This is a genomic window from Sphaerisporangium album (genome assembly GCF_003323745.1).
GTDB classification, from domain to species: domain Bacteria; phylum Actinomycetota; class Actinomycetes; order Streptosporangiales; family Streptosporangiaceae; genus Sphaerisporangium; species Sphaerisporangium album.
Genome location: NZ_QOIL01000016.1, coordinates 208,680 through 226,711, shown reverse-complemented (window position 1 = coordinate 226,711; position 18,032 = coordinate 208,680). Strand labels below are relative to the sequence as shown.

General features: G+C 70.4%; 5 protein-coding genes. 3 read left to right on the top strand and 2 right to left on the bottom strand.

Features of this window, described 5'->3' with window-relative positions; genetic code table 11:
- Nucleotides 1–51 precede the first annotated feature (51 nt).
- The 3 genes from DQ384_RS27075 to atzF are packed head-to-tail and all read left to right on the top strand — an operon-like array spanning nucleotide 52 to nucleotide 3,640.
- On the top strand, nucleotides 52–747 hold the full coding sequence (locus DQ384_RS27075; RefSeq protein ID WP_114031702.1) for a cysteine hydrolase family protein: 696 nt from the start codon (nucleotides 52–54) through the stop codon (nucleotides 745–747).
- Nucleotides 747–2,333 (top strand): SulP family inorganic anion transporter, encoded by a 1,587-nt coding sequence (locus DQ384_RS27070; protein WP_220183148.1) that lies wholly within the window; start codon nucleotides 747–749, stop codon nucleotides 2,331–2,333. Before DQ384_RS27075 ends, DQ384_RS27070 begins: the two co-directional genes overlap by 1 nt.
- The gene (gene atzF, locus DQ384_RS27065; protein WP_220183147.1) at nucleotides 2,330–3,640 is read left to right on the top strand and encodes an allophanate hydrolase; all 1,311 of its coding nucleotides are present in this window, start codon (nucleotides 2,330–2,332) and stop codon (nucleotides 3,638–3,640) included. The genes DQ384_RS27070 and atzF overlap by 4 nt, the downstream gene beginning before the upstream one ends.
- Before the next feature lie 47 nt (nucleotides 3,641–3,687).
- Here atzF and DQ384_RS27060 read toward each other — a convergent pair whose 3' ends face one another.
- The gene (locus DQ384_RS27060) at nucleotides 3,688–4,665 is read right to left on the bottom strand and encodes a TrmH family RNA methyltransferase (RefSeq protein ID WP_245966807.1); all 978 of its coding nucleotides are present in this window, start codon (nucleotides 4,663–4,665) and stop codon (nucleotides 3,688–3,690) included.
- Nucleotides 4,666–4,764: 99 nt separating this feature from the next.
- Nucleotides 4,765–18,006 carry a hemopexin repeat-containing protein gene (locus DQ384_RS27055; protein ID WP_114031700.1) on the bottom strand — a complete coding sequence of 4,414 codons (13,242 nt, stop codon included), beginning with the start codon at nucleotides 18,004–18,006 and terminating at the stop codon, nucleotides 4,765–4,767.
- Nucleotides 18,007–18,032 lie beyond the last annotated feature (26 nt).

Below are 18,032 nucleotides of genomic sequence, written 5' to 3'. Positions count from 1 at the left end.
TCGACAAAAGGGGGATTCCAGGAAGCTCGTACCGAGGAACGGAGCCAAACCGTGCCCGATCCGCTTCTCGTCGAGGCCGAGCCGTACCCCTACGGATTCGACCCCGCGCGCACCGCTCTGCTGATCATCGATATGCAACGCGACTTCGTCGAGCCCGGCGGGTTCGGAGAGACCCTCGGCAACGACGTCGGCCTCCTCCAGGAGGTCGTCCCTCCGCTGCGGGACGTGCTCACGGCCACGCGTAAGGCCGGCGTCCCGGTAATCCACACGCGCGAGGGCCACCTGCCCGACCTGTCGGACTGCCCTCCGTCCAAGCTGAACCGCGGCGCCCCGTCGCTACGCATCGGCGATCCCGGCCCGAAGGGACGCATCCTGATCCGCGGCGAGTACGGCCACGACATCATCGACGAGCTGGCCCCGGCCGAGGGCGAGCTCGTGATCGACAAGCCCGGCAAGGGCTCCTTCCACGCCACCACGCTGGACGAGTCGCTGCGCGCGATGGACGTCCGCAGCCTGGTCGTCACGGGCGTCACGACCGAGGTGTGCGTGCACACCACCGTCCGCGAGGCCAACGACCGCGGGTACGAGTGCCTGGTGCTCTCGGACTGCGTCGGCTCGTACTTCCCGGAGTTCCAGCGCGTCGGCCTGGAAATGATCGCCGCGCAGGGCGGCATCTTCGGCTGGGTCGCCACCTCGGCCGGCTACCTGAAGGCACTGCAGACGCTGGAGACCCGGGGAGCGGCCTGATGACGACCACGACACCCGCCCCCGTGAGGCTCCCCTGGTGGGTCGGCGGCGACACCAACGCCTTCTTCGGGCTCGGCTTCAACGTGATGGTCAACGTGCTGGTGCTGAGCGGCCTGTGCCTCGGCGTCGTCCACCTGCCCGGCGCGGAGGTCTTCGGCGTCATCCTCCCGGCGATGGGCATCCAGCTCCTGATCGGCAACGTGTACTACACCTACCTCGCCCGGCGGCTGGCCCGCCGCGAGGGCCGCGACGACGTGTGCGCGATGCCGTACGGCCCGAGCGTCCCGCACATGTTCATCGTCGTCTTCGTGATCATGCTGCCGACCTACCTGGCCACCAAGAACCCGCTGCAGGCGTGGGCCGCCGGGCTGGCCTGGTGCTTCGTCATCGGCGTGATCGTGCTCATCGGCGCCTTCGTCGGGCCCTACATCCGCCGGTTCACGCCGAGGGCCGCCATGCTCGGCACGCTGGCGGGCATCTCGATCGCCTTCATCTCGATGCGCCCCGCCGCGCAGATGTGGGAGGCGGCCTGGATCGCGCTGCCCGTACTCGCGATCATCCTCGTCGGCTTCTTCACCGGCCTGAAGCTGCCCGGCAACATCCCCGTCGGCCTGGCCGCGCTGCTCGCCGGCACGGCCATCGCCTGGATCGGCGGCTACATGAACCCCGCCGACGTCGGCTCGGCGGCCGAGAACATCGCGATCAGCCTGCCGACCCTCAACCTCGACCGGCTGCTGGACGGCCTGAGCGAGGTCTCCCCGCTGCTGGCGACGGCGATCCCGCTGGGCATCTACAACTTCACCGAGGGCATGACCAACGTCGAGAGCGCCGCCGCGGCGGGCGACTCCTACAACCTGCGGTCGGTGCTGCTCGCGGACGGCGCGGGGGCGATCGCCGGGTCGCTGCTCGGCTCGCCGTTCCCCCCGGCCGTCTACATCGGGCACCCGGGGTGGAAGTCGGCGGGCGGCCGCAGCGGCTACTCGATGGCCAGCGGCGTCGTCATCGCGCTGTTCTGCTTCCTCGGCATGTTCGCGCTGCTCGGCGCGGTGCTGCCGACGCCGGCGATCGTGCCGATCCTGCTGTACATCGGCCTGCTCATCGGTGCCCAGGCGTTCCAGACGGTGCCGAGGGCACACGCGGTGGCCGTCGTCATGGCGATCATCCCCAACATCGCGGCGTGGGCGCAGGGGTACATGGACAACGCGCTCGCCGCGGCGGGGACCAGCGCGCAGAAGGTCGGGTACGACGCGATCGCCCAGAGCGGCACCGTGTACGAGGGCACCGCCCTGCTCGGCGGCGGCGCGGTGCTGGCCGGGCTGGTCCTCGGCTCGATCACCGCGTTCATCATCGACCGCTCGTTCGTCTGGGCCGCCGGGTACGCCTTCGCGGGCGCGGCGCTCGCGTTCGTCGGGCTCATCCACGGCGTCCAGGTCGAATGGAACGCGAGCGGCCAGGTCGCGCTCGGCTACCTGCTGGCCGGGCTGGTCCTGCTCGGATTCGTCTTCGTCAAGCCGAGCCGCGCCGAGACGGCCGAGGCCCCAGAACCCGTCAAGGCGCCCGAGGCCGCGGGGGTGCCCGCCGCGTGAGTGGACAGGACGGGCGCGATCCCCGCGAGACCGCCGAGGACGTGCTCAAGCGGATCGAGGCGCGGGGTGACGACCACGTGTGGATCACCCTGCGCCCCGCCGACGAGCTGCTGGACGACGCCGCGCGGCTGCCGCGCCGCTGGCCGGACCCGCGCACCCGCCCGCCGCTGTACGGGATGCCGTTCGCGGTCAAGGACAACGTCGACGTGGCCGGGATGCCCACCACGGCGGCCTGCCCGGCCTTCGCCTACGTCCCCGAGCGCGGCGCGCCCCTCGTCGAGCGGCTCGTCGCCGCGGGCGCGCTGTTCGTCGGCAAGACCAACCTCGACCAGTTCGCCACCGGCCTGTCGGGTACCCGCAGTCCGTACGGCGCGTGCGAGTCGCCGCTGGTCCCGGGGCTGATCTCCGGCGGGTCCAGCTCCGGGTCCGCCGTGGCGGTCGCGGCCGGGCTGGTCGATTTCGCCATCGGCACCGACACGGCCGGGTCGGGACGGGTGCCCGCCGCGCTCACCGGCACCGTCGGCGTCAAGCCGAGCCGGGGCCTGGTGAGCACGCTCGGCGTCGTGCCCGCGTGCGCGTCGCTGGACTGCCCGAGCGTGTTCGCCCGCACGGTCGCCGACGGGGCGGCCGTGCTCGCGGTCATCGCCGGGCATGAGCCGGCCGACCCGTGGTCCCGCGTGCTTCCGGCGCCCTCCCCAGTGCCGCCGGTGACCGGCCCCGCGCGGATCGGCGTGCCCGCCCATCTGGACTTCTTCGGCGACCGCGCTGCGGAGGCCGCGTTCGAGCAGGTCAGGGAACGACTCGCGAACCAGGGCCACCGGCTCGTCCCGGTCGGCTTCGAGCCGTTCCTGGCGGCGGGACGGCTGCTGTACGACGGGCCGTGGGTGGCCGAGCGGCTGGCCTCGTTCGGCCGGTTCGCCGCGCTCAACCCGGTGCAGGTCCACCCGGTCGTCCGCGAGATCCTGCTCAAGGGCGCCGGCCTCAGCGCGGTGGACGCCTTCGAGGGCCTCTACCGGCTGCGCGAGCTGCGCGCCGAGGTGCGTCCGACGTGGGAACGGGTGGACGCCCTCGCCGTGCCGACCGTGCCCACCACCTACACGATCAGCGAGATGATCGAGAGCCCTATCGAGCGCAACACCGTGCTCGGCCACTACACGACCTTCGCCAACCTGCTCGACCTCGCCGCGGTCTCCGTCCCGGCGGGCATGACGGCCACCGGCCGCCCCCACGGCCTCACCCTGCTGGCCCCCGCGGGCACCGACGAACGCCTCGCCGGCCTCGCCGCCGCCTTCCACGAGGGCCTCTGAGCACCGCGCGGGAACGAGGTCGCGGCGAGGGCGACCCGCGTCCTCGGTCAGCCTTGACCTCGGGACAGGTCCGCCGACCGCATCAGACCGTGGCAGGCGATCGCCGCGGCGGCGACGACGTTCAGCGAGTCGACGCCGAGGCTCATCGCCTGAGGGCTCATCGGGATGCTGACGGGCTCGTCCGCCTCGCGCAGCCAGCGCGACGACAGCCCGTCGCCCTCCGACCCGAGCAGCAGGGCCACGCGCGCGCCCATGACCGCCTCGTCGATCGGCGTCGCGGTCTGGTCGGGGGTGAGGGCGAGCGTGCGGAATCCCAGCTCGCGCAGCTCGTCCAGCCCGGCGTGCCAGTTCGTCATGCGCGCGTACGGGACGGCGAACACCGCGCCCATGGACACCTTCACCGACCTGCGGTACAGCGGGTCGGCGCACCGAGGCGAAAGGATCACCGCCTCGACCCCGAGCGCGGCGGCACAGCGGAAGATCGCGCCGACGTTACCGTGATCGACCAGATCCTCCAGCACCAGCACCCGACGAGGTGTCCCGTCAAAGACCGTACGTCCGGAACCCGCCACGGACGCCACATGGCCTGCCCCTGCCACGGACGCCGTACGATCTGAACCCGCCACCGACTCCGCATGGCCTGAACCCGCCGCCACGTCCCGCGCGCCGCCCGCGCGCTCTCCTGTGAGCAGGGCCTTCACGGTGGGAAGCTCGACCCGGGCCATGGACGCGAGGGCCCCGCGGTGAACGGCGAACCCCGCGATGCCCGCCATCACGTCATCGGGGACGAGGTAGACGCGCGCGCCACCGAGAACGTCCGCGAGCCCGGGCAGCCAGCGGCGAGTAGTGAGGACCGACCTGACCGGATACCCGGTCGCGACCGCCCGCCGGATGACCTTCTCCCCCTCGGCGATGAACAGCCCCCGCTCGCCCTCCAGACTCTTCCGCAACTCAACGTCCCGCAACCGCACGTAGTCACCCAGCCGAGGATCCCCAACGTCCTCCACCTCGATCAGCTCAGCCACGCGACCAGCGTATGACCCACCCGAAGCCCCTCAACAACCGATCTTCGGAACGGCCGGGGGCCGTGCCCTGACGGAGGTGGGTCAGGGCACGGGGTCCCGTTAACGGGCGCGGTAGGACAGGATCAAACCCAGCCCCTGAAGGGTGGCCTTGTCTCCTTCGAAGAGCAGGTTCCAGGTTCCGACTGAAAGACCGGGAGTGGGGAGGAACTTGCCGTCGTTGAGGGCCAGTCGCGATTCCCCGTTGAGGAGGAAGCGGCCGGAGCCGCCGGCTTCGTGTGTGTAGAGGGCGTAGACCCCGGTGATGGCCCGGCTGGACATTCCGGGGAACATGCTTGAGATGAACGGGAGGGTGAGGGTGTCGTCGGAGCCCTCGAGGAACGCGGACCACTCTTCGGGGAACTCCGCCGGGACGTCGCAGTGGCGGGCCGTGGCGTAAGGCTTGAGCATGCCCTTGACCGCGCCTGCGAACAGCTCGCCGCCCTGGTCAGCGGAGTACTTGACGGTGATGGTGACGTCGATGAGCTGGGCGGCGCCGCCGGAGGGCAGCTCCAGGCGCCACCGGGAGACGGCGCCGGTGCCCTCGAAGGGGAGGTAGCGATCGTCGTCGTAGCGCAGGTCGAACAGGCCGTTGTTGTCCTTGTACTCCTCCAGGTCCGACAGGGTGATCTGCTGGCCGCCACGCCAGTCGGCGCGCAGCGTGGCGGGCATGGGGCCCTTGGGGTCCAGGAGGTACTTGACGGCCTTGGGGTCGGCCGAGAGCACGGTCCTGCTGTCGAGCTGGGTCAGCACGGCGTTGAGTCCGAGCTTGCCTTCGGGGCCGGTGAAGTCGACCGAGACCGTCTTGATGCGACGGCGGTAGTGGCCGGGGAAGTCGCGGTCGAAGAGGGCTTCGGTGAGGGCGAACTCACCGCGGCCGGTGGCGCGCAGGTTCAGCACGGCGAGCGGGTCCAGTGCCAGCAGCGACACCTTCTTGATGATCTCCAGGCCGCGGCGGTCGGTCTCCATCCACGCCTTGCCGAGCCGTTCCAGGTCGAGCCCCAGGCTTTCGGCGGCGAGCAGGCCGCTGCGACGGCTGTCCCAGTAGAGCGGCTGGATGTAGTCGGCCTCGCCTTCGGGGATGCCGCGCTCGTACTGGAAGGAGCGTTGCGCGGAGCGGGCCATCTCGTAGGCCATGGAGTAGGCCTGGAAGTAGAGGCCGGCCAGCCGTCCCGACATCCACTGGTAGAGCTGGAGGTTGGTGAACTTGCCGGTCATGAAGGTGCCGACCGCTTCCAGGTTGGCGATCTGCTGGTCGAGGATCTCCAGTTCGCGCTGGGCGACCTTGAACCGGAGCTCGGCGGCCTTGATCTGGTGGCCGAGCTGCTGCACGTCGTTGCGGGCCTGGCCGAGTTGGAAGGTCCAGTCCTGGGTCGTGCGCTCCTGGCCCGCGCGGATGCCGAACAGTTCACCGATGACGTTGAGCGCCTCCGCGGCGGTCGAGGAAGCCTCGCCGCCGTGCCCGAGGGCCTCGGCCACCTGCTCGCCGCCCTGCTTGGTGCCCATGATGAACAGGCCGACCAGGACGTCGGGCAGGCCTGAGGCGATGGCCGCGCCGATCTGGAAGCCGGAGGCGACGACGTGGGCGACGGCCGCCGCGGACAACATGCTGAGCTGCGCCTCCTCCAGCGGGGACAGCCCTTCGGCGATCAGGTGCTCGAAGTGGCTGACCCGGTCCAGCGCGCCCTGCTCGCTGACCCGTGCCTCGCGCAGGTTCTCGGCGGCGATCTCCAGTTCCGCCTCGCGCACGGCACGGGTGAGGGCGAGGATCTTGCCCTCGTGCCGCTGGTTGAGCAGCGTCAGCTCCTCGGAGTCGCGCCGCTCCAGCACGCTGAGCAGGTCGCCGCCGAACTGCCGCAGCTTGTCCACCAGTTCCTGCGCCTTGCGGAAGGTGACGGAGAAGCGATGGTGCGGCACCGGTACGGCGGCCGCGGCGGCGAGCTGGTCGAGCGAGGCTCCGCCCGCCGCGCCGCGGACGAGCGCCATCACGTCGATCGGCGGCTCGAACAGCGGCAGCGGACGGCTGACGCCCATGATGTCGAGGGTGGCACGGATCTTGCGCAGCCGGTCCTCGACCCGGTCCCAGTACTCCAGGTACACACTGTTGGCGGGCACGTGGAAGTACGGCCCGGCGACGCTGGCGTGTACTTCGCCCGATCCCTTCAGCAGCGCGGCGCCGGCGGTGAGCTCGGGAACCCGACCGGCCGGGGGCAGCGCGCGGATCTGCTCGTAGGTGAGCGCGGTCGTCGCGGGCCGGCTGCCGAGGTCCTCGGGCGGGCGCTCGCCTAGCAGGTCGTAGGCGAAGATGTAGAGCATCCGGGCCTCGTCCACGCTCTCCGCGGTGTACTGCCGGAAGAGCAGGTCGCCCCAGTCGAGCAGGTTGTCGACGTAGGCCATCACGACCGCGCGCCGGTAGGCCGTCGGGCGCAGCTCGGCGATCGTGTGCGGGTCGAAGGGGTCCTCCAGGTACGCCTTCAGCAGCGCGCCCCGGTCTCCCATCAGGGAGTACTGGTAGTGCAGCCTGCCGATCATGGCGATGCGCTCGCCCAGCGCGAGCCGGGCCGGCTCGGCCTCCTGCGGGATCTTGAGCGCGTTGAGTGCTCCCTCGATCGGCGGCAGCTTGGTGGCCGGCAGGCCGGCCAGGTAGGACTTCTCCTCGTCGGTGAGCTCGCGGTGGTGCTGGAACACCGGTGCCATCGACTCGACCTTGAGCAGGATCTTCTTGAGTTCGTCGACCGGTTTGCCCGCCTCGACGCCCCGCGCGGCGAGTTCGGCCAGGTCGTCGCGGCAGCTGTGGATGAGGGCCTCGACGTCGACCGCCAGGAACGGCAGGAAGCGCCAGTACCGTGGCTGGGTGGGGTCGAAGACGTACTCGTACCAGGTCCGGGCGTCGTCGAAGCGCTGGGCGGCGTTGAGCGCCTGGGCGATCAGCGTGGGCGCGTGGAAGAAGACCTCCCAGTAGTAGATGCCGTTGCTGCTGTTGAAGTCCAGGTGCGAGCTGGTGGGCACGCCCTGCTCGGCGGCCGAGGCGGTGACCCTGATCGTGGTGGTGTTGGAGTCGCGCGTGCTGAAGGCGGGGAGCTCGTCGAGCTCCTGGATGTACGGCGAGAGCAGCGCGGGCACCCCTCCCTCCAGCAGCGTCTTGTTCAGCTTGTAGGCGGTGCTGGAGGTGAGCCTGATGACCTCGTGCGGCAGCGCGGCGATCTCGTACGGCCGCTGGACCTTCGGGCTGGAGGCGTAGGTGACGTACTTGGCGCCCATGAACAGATAGAGGTCGGCGCTGTCCAGGACGCCGTCCAGTCCTGTCTCCCAGCCTGCGGGCAGGCCGCCCCAGTTGCCGTGGACGGGGGAGAAGGCCGGGCTGGAGTCCAGCTCCCGGCCGGGCTGCAGCACCGCGTAGTCGGTGCCGCTGAGGACGTAGCGCTGGCCCGCGCGGGTGAAGACGGCCCGGATCCGGCGGTTCATGGTCCTGGGATAGCCGGCGTCGGCCAGGTTGCCCGGCACGCCGCCGCTCAGGGTGTAGCCGACGTATTCCTGGTTCCTGGTGAGGTACAGCATGTTGTCCGCGACGTAGGCGGCGTCGACGCCTTCGTCGCTGATCACGGTTCTGGCCACGCCCAGCGTCTTGATGGGGGTCGGTTCGCTCCGGACGAACTCCTTGGGAGCGTTGCCGGAGTTCTTCTTGCCCTTCTCGGATTCCTTGGGGGTGACGGTGATGTAGGTGTGGGCGTTGTTGTCGAAGAAGTAGACCTGGCCGCCGTGGCGGAAGGGCGCGCTGACGGGGGCGGAACGGGGCAGGCCGTCAGGGTTGTCCTTGAGCGGGATGGCGGAGTCGGCACGGCCCTCCCAGCGCCGGTAGGTGTCGCCGGTGATGACGAAGACCTTCTCCCCCTCGAAGAGGACCGCGTCCACCTTGGTGACGCCGGCCATCCACGCCGGCTGGTAGGACTCCAGGGCACCGCCCGGCTGGGTCCTGCGGACCCACTGGCGATCCCCGGCCGAGTAGTAGAACTCGGCCCCGCTCGCGTCCACGGCGGCGGTGGAGATCGTCTTCCACTGAGGGAAGCCCTCCTTGTTCCCGGCGATCTTCTTCGGGTAGCCGGTGTCGATCCTGCCGAAGGAGCCGCCGGAGTAACGGTAGTAGTTCTCGCCGGAGAACAGGTACAGCTGGTCGTTCCTGAGGATGGCCGCGTCCACCTCGGCCTTGTCGCTGTACAGCGGAGTGGCGACGTGTCCCCAGCGGTCGGCGGTCGGCGGCTTGGAAAGGCGCAGGGCGCTGGTCCGGTCCGCCGGGACCTCCACGTAGTAGGGGCCCGAGCCGCTCTCCCCGGTGTTGTTGAAGAAGTACCGCGCCCCGCCGGGCAGCTCGACCGCGGCGTGGACCGGAGACCACGTCGGCAGCCGGTCCGCGTTGCCGCTCAGCGTGCGCGGTGGCTCGTCGCCCGCCGGGGGCGGGGCGATCGGCCGGCACAGGAAGCTGCCGCCCTTGTGGTCGACGCTCACCCAGGCGCCGCTCTCGGCCTCGGCCGGCATGGCGAACCTGACGACCTTGGTCTGGTCGACGGGCTCGGCGAAGATCCGGTCCAGCCGGGACTCCCGCACCGGCTCGGGCACGCCCGTGGCGCGGATGGCGTACAGCTCGGGATTGAGCGCGAACGCCGGGGAGACCCGCTTCGGGCCGAGTGGGGTGAGCACCGTGTAGGAGCAGGTGATCAGAATCGTGTCGTGCGTGTCACCTTGCGGGCCGGGCACGGTGGCGGACGCCTGGACGTACAGGCTCGCGTCGTAGACGGGCGCGTCCTGCACCTCCTCCAGGGGCAGGACCTGCGCGGGCACCCATTCGCCGTTGAGGTTGCGGAAGGAGTAGTTGACGCGCACGCGGTGCTTGGGCGGCGGCGGGGTGAGCGTGCGGACGTCGCCGCTCTGCTTGTCGATGAGGGCGGTCTGGGCGCCGGGCTCGGGTGCGACCGGCTCGATCGTGGGCCAGAAGACGAAGATGCGGCCGAAGGCGTGCACCGGATAGACCTTCTCGGCCTCGATCTGGGCGTCGACCTTCAGCCAGGGCCCCCAGGCGGCCGACAGGCGCTCGCCGTCCCTGAACTCCGCCTCGCGGCAGTAGTGGCGCCGCGGCTCGGTCCTGGTCCGGCCGAACAGCACCAGCCGCCGCACGCCCGGCTCCGCGCCGTCGGCGGTGTAGACGTAGCCGCCGGTGATCGAGAGCCTGGAGACCTCGGTGTACTCGTCCAGGTAGCGCTTGTAGGCGCGCTCCACCTTCTCCTGGGTGATCTCCCCCTGGAGCAGGTTGTCCTCCAGGTCGCGGAAGGCGGGCGTCTTGGAGCCGCGCAGCTCGGGTCGCAGGTAGTTCTCCGGATAGAGGAAGACCTTCCGGTTGGCCTCCCAGGTTCGGTAGTTCTTCAGCCACCCCCACCAGGTCTTGATCCGCTGCCTGAGCTCCTCCGGGTCCTGCCCGTTCCGGCCGGTGGCCTGCTCCAGGCTGAGCAGGTAACGGTGCACGTAGAGCTGGGTGGCCGCGATCGCCTCGCGCACCCGTGATGTACGGCCCTGGCCGCCCATCTCGACATCGATCAGCAGATCGTCGTACAGCTCGTGGGCCGTCCTGGGCGCGATCGAGACGAGGGCGTCGCGCTTGAGCACGTTGATCTCGTCGTGGACGGCGGCCGACAGCGCCGCCCACTCCCCGGTGAACAGGCGCTCCATGATCCCGTAGAGGGCGGTGTTCGCCGTCGCCAGGGCGGGCTCGGCGCCGAAGGCAGGCCGCCAGACGCCACTGTGCAGCGCGGACGGGGCCTCCCCGATCCGGTCGGTGAGCTGGAAGAGCTCGACCAGCCGGAGCAGGAACTCGATCTCGAAGCGGTCCTCCTCCCGGCGGGCCGGCGCGGCGCTGTTGGCCGAGGCCGCGATGGCCTCGGCTTCGGCGGCCAGCAGCGCGGCGTTGCGCTTGGCCCACCGGATCTCGTCGATGTCCCAGCCGAACAGGCGGTTGAGGTAGGCGTACGGATCCTCCACCACCGAGGTCGAGTCCAGCAGGAAGGCCGCCAGGCCGTCCGGTTGCCGCCGGGCCAGCTCGATGAAGCGGGTGATCGTGTGTACGTCGCTCAGCCGGTAGTCGGCCGTGCCGCCCCAGCGATACCGGAAGCGCTGCGGGTAGGAGCGGTCCACCTCGTGGAAGCCGCCGGAGTAGCGGACGTACTCGTCGTTCTTGCACAGGTAGGCGCGGCCTTCGAAGACGAAGGCGCCGTCGATCCCGGACTCGAAGCGGTCGGGGATGTTGCCCCAGTCGTCCCGGACGGTACGCGGGTGGCCTTCCTCGACGTAGTCGAGCCGGCCGGGCCCGTAACGCACGTACTGGTCGGCCTTGAAGGCGTACAGCTCGCCGGTGGGGGTCGCGAAGGCGGCGTCGACCAGCTCGTGGCCGGTGTCGGCGAAGGCGTTGCGCACCTTGCCGAACAGGCTGTTCACGGCCACCGTCTCCGGCGGCGTGCCGAGCCCGCCGATTCGCTGGCAAAGCGTGCCCTTGAGCAGGTGGATCGTGCCGTCCGGAGCGCGGAAGGCCGCGTCCAGGCCGTCGGTGAAGTCGGTGAGCGGCTCCTGGATGGACAGGTCGAAGGCGAGGTTGGGGTGGATGGCGCGGGGGTAGCCGTCGTCGGCGTAGGCGTACTCGGTGCCGGTGTAGCGGACGTACTGGTCGCCGGAGAACAGATAGGTGCGCGCGCCGGAGACGAGCGTCGCGTCCACCTTCTCCTTCTCGACGATGTTGTTCCGGACGCGGCCGAAGACGCTCAGGTGGCGGTCGGCGACCGCGGCGCGGGAGACGACGTGGCCGGAGCCGCCGACCAGCAGGCAGGCGGTGCGGTCGTCGGCGATGGCGGCGTCGACCGTGCGGCCGGTCACGTCGTCGTCGAACGACTCCGGCAGGTTGGCGAAGGCCGTTTCCCTGCGCAGGTTCCCGACGATCTGCTTCGGGTACCCGGGATCGATGTAGCGGTACTCGGAACCGGTGTAGCGCACGTACCGGTCGCCGGAGAACAGGAACGTCGTGCCTTCGCCGAAGACGCACGCGGCGTCGATCCGGGCGGTCGCCTCGTCGGGCACGAACGGGTTGGGCGACCTGCCCCACCGGTCGCGGATGACGGCGAGCGGGCTGAAATCGTGCCCGTCGTGGCGGGAGAACTGCTCGGACAGGAAGAAGTACGTCGAGCCGTCCGGCGCGGTGAAGGCCGTGCGCAGCGCGTCGCCCGCCTCCCTGCCGGCCGAAAGGGTGCGCTCGAAGCCGGGCCAGAGCCGCTCGATCGGGCGTGGGTAGGACCAGGTGCCGGTCGCCTCGTCGTGCTGCAGGAACTGCTCGCCGTACAGCAGGAGCATGGTGCCGCCTTCGAACAGCACGGCGCCGGGGACGGGGTGGCCGGGAACGCGGTACCGCTCGGGCACCTGCCAGAAGCTGTCGTCGGCGATCTCCGGCTCACCGTCGGGCGTGGTGTAGTCCGCGCCGGAGTAGACGACGTGGCGCATCAGGCCGTCCTCGTCGGGCGACTCGAAGAGGTACGTTCTGCCGCCGCGCACGTAGGCGAGCGCGACGTCCCGCAGGCCGCCCCAGTGGTCGGAGATGAGCCGCGGCTCGCCGTCGATGGTGAGGCCGGGGCCGTCGGCGGCGTAGGTGACGAACTGGTCGCCGCTGAACAGGTAGGTCCGGCCGTCCGTGCCGACGAACGCCGCGTCCACCTTGTTGTCCTGATAAATCGTGTTACGCGGTCTGCCCCACTCCTCGGCCAGCGGGTAGGACTTGTTGAGCCGGGTGTTGAGGCACTTCGGCCCTTTGAACAGGTACGTGGTGCCGTCGGCGCCGCGCAGGACGGCGTCGAGTCCGCTGCGGAACTCTTCCGACACCGCACGCAACAGCCGGGGCGTGACCGCCCGCGGCACGGAGGCGATGCTCCGGGCCCCTTCGACGGCCGCGTGGTGGTGCCAGCCGCCGCCGTCCTCGGCCAGCAGCTTGCCGTCCTCGACGAAGACGCAGCTCGCCCCGCGCAGCGAGCTGTCGTCGTAGCGGCGGTAGAAACCGTCGGAGGCGATGTGGCAGCGGGAGCCGCGGAAGAGGTAGACGGTGCGGCGGTCGGCGAAGGCCGCGTCCACGCCATCGAGCGCGACGTCCAGGGCCGCCATTCCCGGCTCGCGCGACAGCTCCGACACTGCTGCCGGATAGCCGTCCTGCACGTGGTCGAGGCGCGTGCCGAGGTAGCGCACGTATTGGTCGCCGGAGAACAGGTAGGTGTACCGGTTCTCCACCGACCTGCCGTCGATCAGCTCGGTCACGGTCCTGACCAGCGCCGCGTCCACCCGGCCGGTCCTGGCGATCCGGTTGACCACGTTGCCCCAGTAGGCCGGCACGGAGGCCGGGTAGCGGTCGTCGGCCCTGGTGTAGTCGCCGTTCGAGAAGCGGGTGTAGCGGTCGCCGGAGAAGACGTAGGTACGGCCATCCTTGCCGACGAACGCCGCGTCCACCTTGGTGAACGGCAGCAGGCTGTCCCAGTGCCCGGCGATCGTGCGCGGCTCCGACCACCAGCGGTGCCGCGCGTCGGACACCACGAAGCGGTCGCCGGCGAAGAGGTAGGTACGGCCCGCGCCGTCGGTGAGGACCGCGTCGATGGTCGCGAAGCGGGGGTCGGCGGCCAGCGAGGCGGGCAGGTTCCACCAGTTGTCGGAGACCGGCTTGGGGTAGCCGGGGTCGGCGGTGCTGTAGTCCCTGGTGGAGTAGCGCACGTGGAAGTGGCCGCCGTCGGCGTGCACCTGGATGTGCAACGGGTTGCGATGGAGCGTCAGCGCGATGCCCTGCTCGGTCGTGACGTGCCACTTGCGGTACTCGGCCGTGCCCTCGGCCGTGACGGCGGCGTTCTCGGCCAGGGTCAGGCCGTGCTCCAGGAAGCGGCGGCGCAGCGCCGGCGACAGGCGGCCCGCGTTCAGCTCGGACTCCTGCACGAGCGGCACGTCGAACAGCCTGCCGCCCTGGCCGAACAGGTAGGTCCTGCCGTCCATCACGAAGGCGGCGCCGACCTTGCGCAGCCCGCCCCAGTCGCCGGCGATCCCGCGCGGGTAGCCGAGGTCGACGACCGCGTAGTCGGCGCCGGAGTAGCGGATGTACCGCTCGCCGCTGAACAGGTAGGTCTTGCCGTCCATGCCCACGAACGCGGCGTCCACGCCGCCGCCGGTCAGTACGTCGGTGAGCTTGCCCCAGCGTTCCGCGGTGGCCTGCGGCGCGCCGACGCCAGAGGAGAAGAAGGAGACCGTCCTGCCGTCCTTGAACAGGTGCACGATCCCCGAGCCCGGCTCGGCGAAGGCGGCCTCGACGCCGGTGTGGAACTCGCCGGGCAGGTTGGGGAACTCGGATTCGATGCGCCGCGGGTAGCCGTCGTCCACCCGCACGCCGTCGTTCTCCACGCCGTCGGTGTAGCGGATCACCTGGTTGTCGCGGAAAAGGTACGCCCTGCCGTCCGGGCCGGTGAACGCGGCGCCGAGGCTGCCCGCGCCCTCGAAGGCGTTGTGGATTCGGCCCCAACGGGCGGAGATCTGCTGCTCCGCTCCGCCGACCTCGAGGTAACGGCCGTTGGCGAACAGGTGCACGTGCCCGTCCACGTCGTCGAAGGCCGCGTCGAGCGCCCCGGTGAACGCCGCGGGCAGCGCCGTGTCGTGGCCCTCCGCCTGCCACCATTCGGCGACGCTGCGCGGGTAACCCTCGTCGACGGTCGTGAAGTCCGGGCTGGAGTAGCGGATGTACTGGTCGGCGCAGAACAGGTAGGTCCTGCCGTTCTCATCCACGTACGCGCTGTCGATCCGGCGCGGGGCCTCGAAGTTGTTCCTGACCTTGCCCCACAGTTGCTCGCGGGGCGCCCAGCGGATGCTGCCGGGCTCCTTGACGAACAGCCGCGACTCCGCCCGGCTGTCGCCCACGAGGGCGCGTCCGATGATCCACTCCCTGCCGTCCGGGAACGCGACGGCGGCGTCTACGGAGGTCAGCCCGGTGAACCGGGGGGACAGGTCGGTCAGTGGCCTGCGCTTGGGGTCGAGCAGGGTGTAGGTGTCGGCGGCGTAGGTCCAGTAGGCGTCGCCGGCGAACACGTAGACGAGGCCGTCCGAGCTGCGCAGCACCGCGTCCACGGCCTCGACGCCCGGTGGCAGCGTCAGCGGTTCGGGGTACTTGCCGGTCAGGTCCTGGTCGTGGAAGACGACGGCGACCTCGGTCGCGCTCATGCCGAGCTTGGCGGCCAGCAGCGCGAAGCGGTGGATGCGCTGGTAGACGGCCGCGAAGTGCGGATTCGCCGTCTGCCGGGGGGCCGCGATGACCGGCGGTACGAGGATCTCGATCGCCTCGGACAGCCCGCCCGCGACGCCCTCGCAGATCGCCGCGACGGTCTCCTCGGTCACGCCGAAGGCGTCGGCCAGCACGGCGGTGAGGGCCTCCTGCTGCTGGCCGGCGCGGCTCTCCAGAGCGGCGGTCACCTCGTCGATCGCCTCGGTGAGCTCCACGGCGACCGCGTGCAGCAGGAAGAACACGTCCCGTTCGAAGTCCTCCAGGCCCGGCAGGGCGAAGTGGATGACGTTGGTGGGGTTGGCGAAGAATGGGACGGTCTCGGCCGGTACGGACATGGCGTCGGTGAGCGATCCCGTCGCGACCAGCTGCTCGACGAGCCTGCCCTGCTGCTCCTGGTCGAAGCCGAGCGCGCCCAGCGCGTCCAGGTGGATCCGGTACGGTCGTTCGTCCTGCGCGCACTCGGCGACCCTGCGGGTCACGATGGCGGTCTCGGTGGCGGTGAACTCATCGGTGAGCGTCTCCACCTCGGAGACCAGCCAGCCGTCGTCCAGGGCGGTGCCCTCCATCGCGGTGATCGCCCGTTGCGCCATCACCGCGTCCGCGACTTCGGCGAAGTCCTCGGGACCGAAGGAGAGCAGCTCTGCCTCAAGCTCGCCGACCTGCCGTCTCAAGGCGTCCAGCACGGCCTGCCGGTGCGGGTGGAACTCCGGCGGCAGCGCGAAGTCCGCGAGCTGGAGCGTGCTGAACGCCTGCTTGTCCAGGTAGTGGTCGTTCTCGTCGAGATAGCCGTTGAAGCGCAGCCCGTCCATCAGCCTGGCCAGCCGTACCTCGCCGAGCCGCAGCGACGCGAAGACGCCGGCGTCGAGCACGAGCGGCTCGGCGCGGAAGTCGGCGACGCGCCGGCGCAGCAGGTCGAGCACCTCGGGGGCGGCGTCGGACAGGCCCGCGTTGACGCGGAACCCTTCGAGGTTCGCCTCGTCGGCGAAGAACTCCGGATTCTGGACGTTGCCCTCGTCGTCGAGGTAGTCGTGGTAAATCAGGTTGTCGTACAGCTCGTCGAGCTGGCCCTGCGACAGGTTGCCGACCGTGGCCAGGTCGGAGGGGTAGAAGGCCGAGGTGCCGTTGCCGGCGCTGTTGATCAGCTTGAACAGCGACTCCCTGAACGGGGTGAAGTCCCGCTCCAGGACCAGGGCGTAGTCGGTCACCGGCAGGTCCTCGGCGACGAGCATGTTGTCGGCGCCCAGGCGCCCGGTGAACACCATCTGGGTGTGGATCTTGTCGGCCAGGCGCTCGCCGAGACCCAGCCCCATCAGGTCCTGGTCCACGATGGTGCCCAGGGCGGTGACCGCCTCGTAGGCGGCGGCGGGGACGGCGGCGGGGTCGAGGTGCAGCAGCCGGGGGTCGTGTTTCGACACCACGCCCTCGGCGCGCTGGGCCAGCACGTCGTGGACGACCTGCGCGGCGCGCTGCCCGAAGCGCTCGCTCGCGAACACGGCCGGGTCCAGGGCGACTTCCTGGAAACGCTGGTCGAGGCTGTCCAGCACCGCGAGCCGGCTCTCCGAATCGGACGACGCGGCCGGCGCGCCGCCCAGGATGTCGGCCAGTTCCCGCGCGCCGAAGCCACTGTCCTGCATCCACCGGGTGACCGCGAGCAGCGTCTGGGCCAGCCACAGGCCGGAGGCCGAATCGCCGCCCTCCAGGATGCGGTAGCAGTCCTGGGACGTCGGCTCGACCCCGCCCAGGACGGAGAAGGTCGAGTACCGCCAGAGCGACGGGTCGCTCTCCAGCATCTCCACCAGGTCGAACAGCTCGGCGGCGGACACGCCGAGTGCCGCGGTCAGCCGGCCCACCCGCCGCAGCAGTGCGATCTGCGCCGGCCCGGTCGGGCCGCGGTCGAAGAGGCTCGGCTCCAGGGCGCTGTGCCGGTCGCGGTAGCGCCTTACGGTCTCGACGAGGTCGCTCTCGGCGGTCTCGATCCCGATGGCCAGTTTGCGCCGGTACTCCTTGTTGTGCGGGCCGAGGATGTCACCCGAGGTGGCGGGCAGTTCCTCCGGCACTGGCTCGACCGCCGCCACCAGCCCGCACACGCCGTCGACGGTGAGGTCGTAGCCGCTCCGCAGGTGCACCACGAGCGCCGTGGTCCGCAGCGCCGCGGCGTCCAGTTCGCCTCCGCAGCAGGTGGTCAGCACGCGGTCGAGGTCGCCGAGGCCGAGCCCGGTCCATCTGGCCAGCCGGACGATCCGGCTGACGCGGTCGTACCAGCCGAAGGTCGTCCCCCGCAGTTCGGTGCCGTCCGCCGACACGGTGACCGGCGCGCTGCCCTGGTTGGCGTACGACTCCTTGGCCGGCCGTTCGATGTCCTCAGGGTCGCCCAACAGCTCACGTAACTCCAGCGCGGACAGGCCCGTGAGCTGCTTGAACGTCTCCACCTTCGCCAGCGACGTCAGTGGATCCTGCGGGGTGAGCCCGTAGAACGCCTTGGTCCTGGCCTCGTCGGCCGGTCTCGTCAGATGCGAGACGGCATCCGTGGACAGGCCCAGGAACAGCCTCGCCACCGTGTCGGCGTCGGCGACCGGAGCGAAGATCCGGTAGAGCTCGTCCGGCCCCGTCCTGAGGCGGCGCAGGTAGGTCTTGAACCGCTCCTCGTCCAGGGAGAACGGCATCCCGAACGGGTGCTCCAGCCGCCGCATCAGCTGGTACGGCTGACCGCCGGCCAGCTTCTCCAGCAGCTCGATGACGATATCGAGATAGGGCGAATCGCCAAAAGTGTTCTCCGCGTCCAGAAAAATCCTTTTTAGGTCGGCGCGCCGACCGTCACCGAGCACCGACGGCTGCTCCAGGACGTTGTCGAGGAATGTCAGCAGTTCTGACAGATAGGCGCCGGGCGAATAGACCGTCCTGGCCTCGTCCTCCTGCCGTCGATCGAGGTCAGAGTCGTCGAACAGCTCTTCGTAGCTCGGCAGCGCGTCGTTGCCCGCCATACGTTCCCCCTCAAGAGACCAAGCCT

Coding starts and splice junctions, on each gene's coding strand:
- DQ384_RS27070 (WP_220183148.1), top strand. CDS start 747: ATGACGACCACGACACCCGCCCCCGTGAGGCTCCCCTGGTGGGTCGGC.
- DQ384_RS27055 (WP_114031700.1), bottom strand. CDS start 18,006: ATGGCGGGCAACGACGCGCTGCCGAGCTACGAAGAGCTGTTCGACGAC.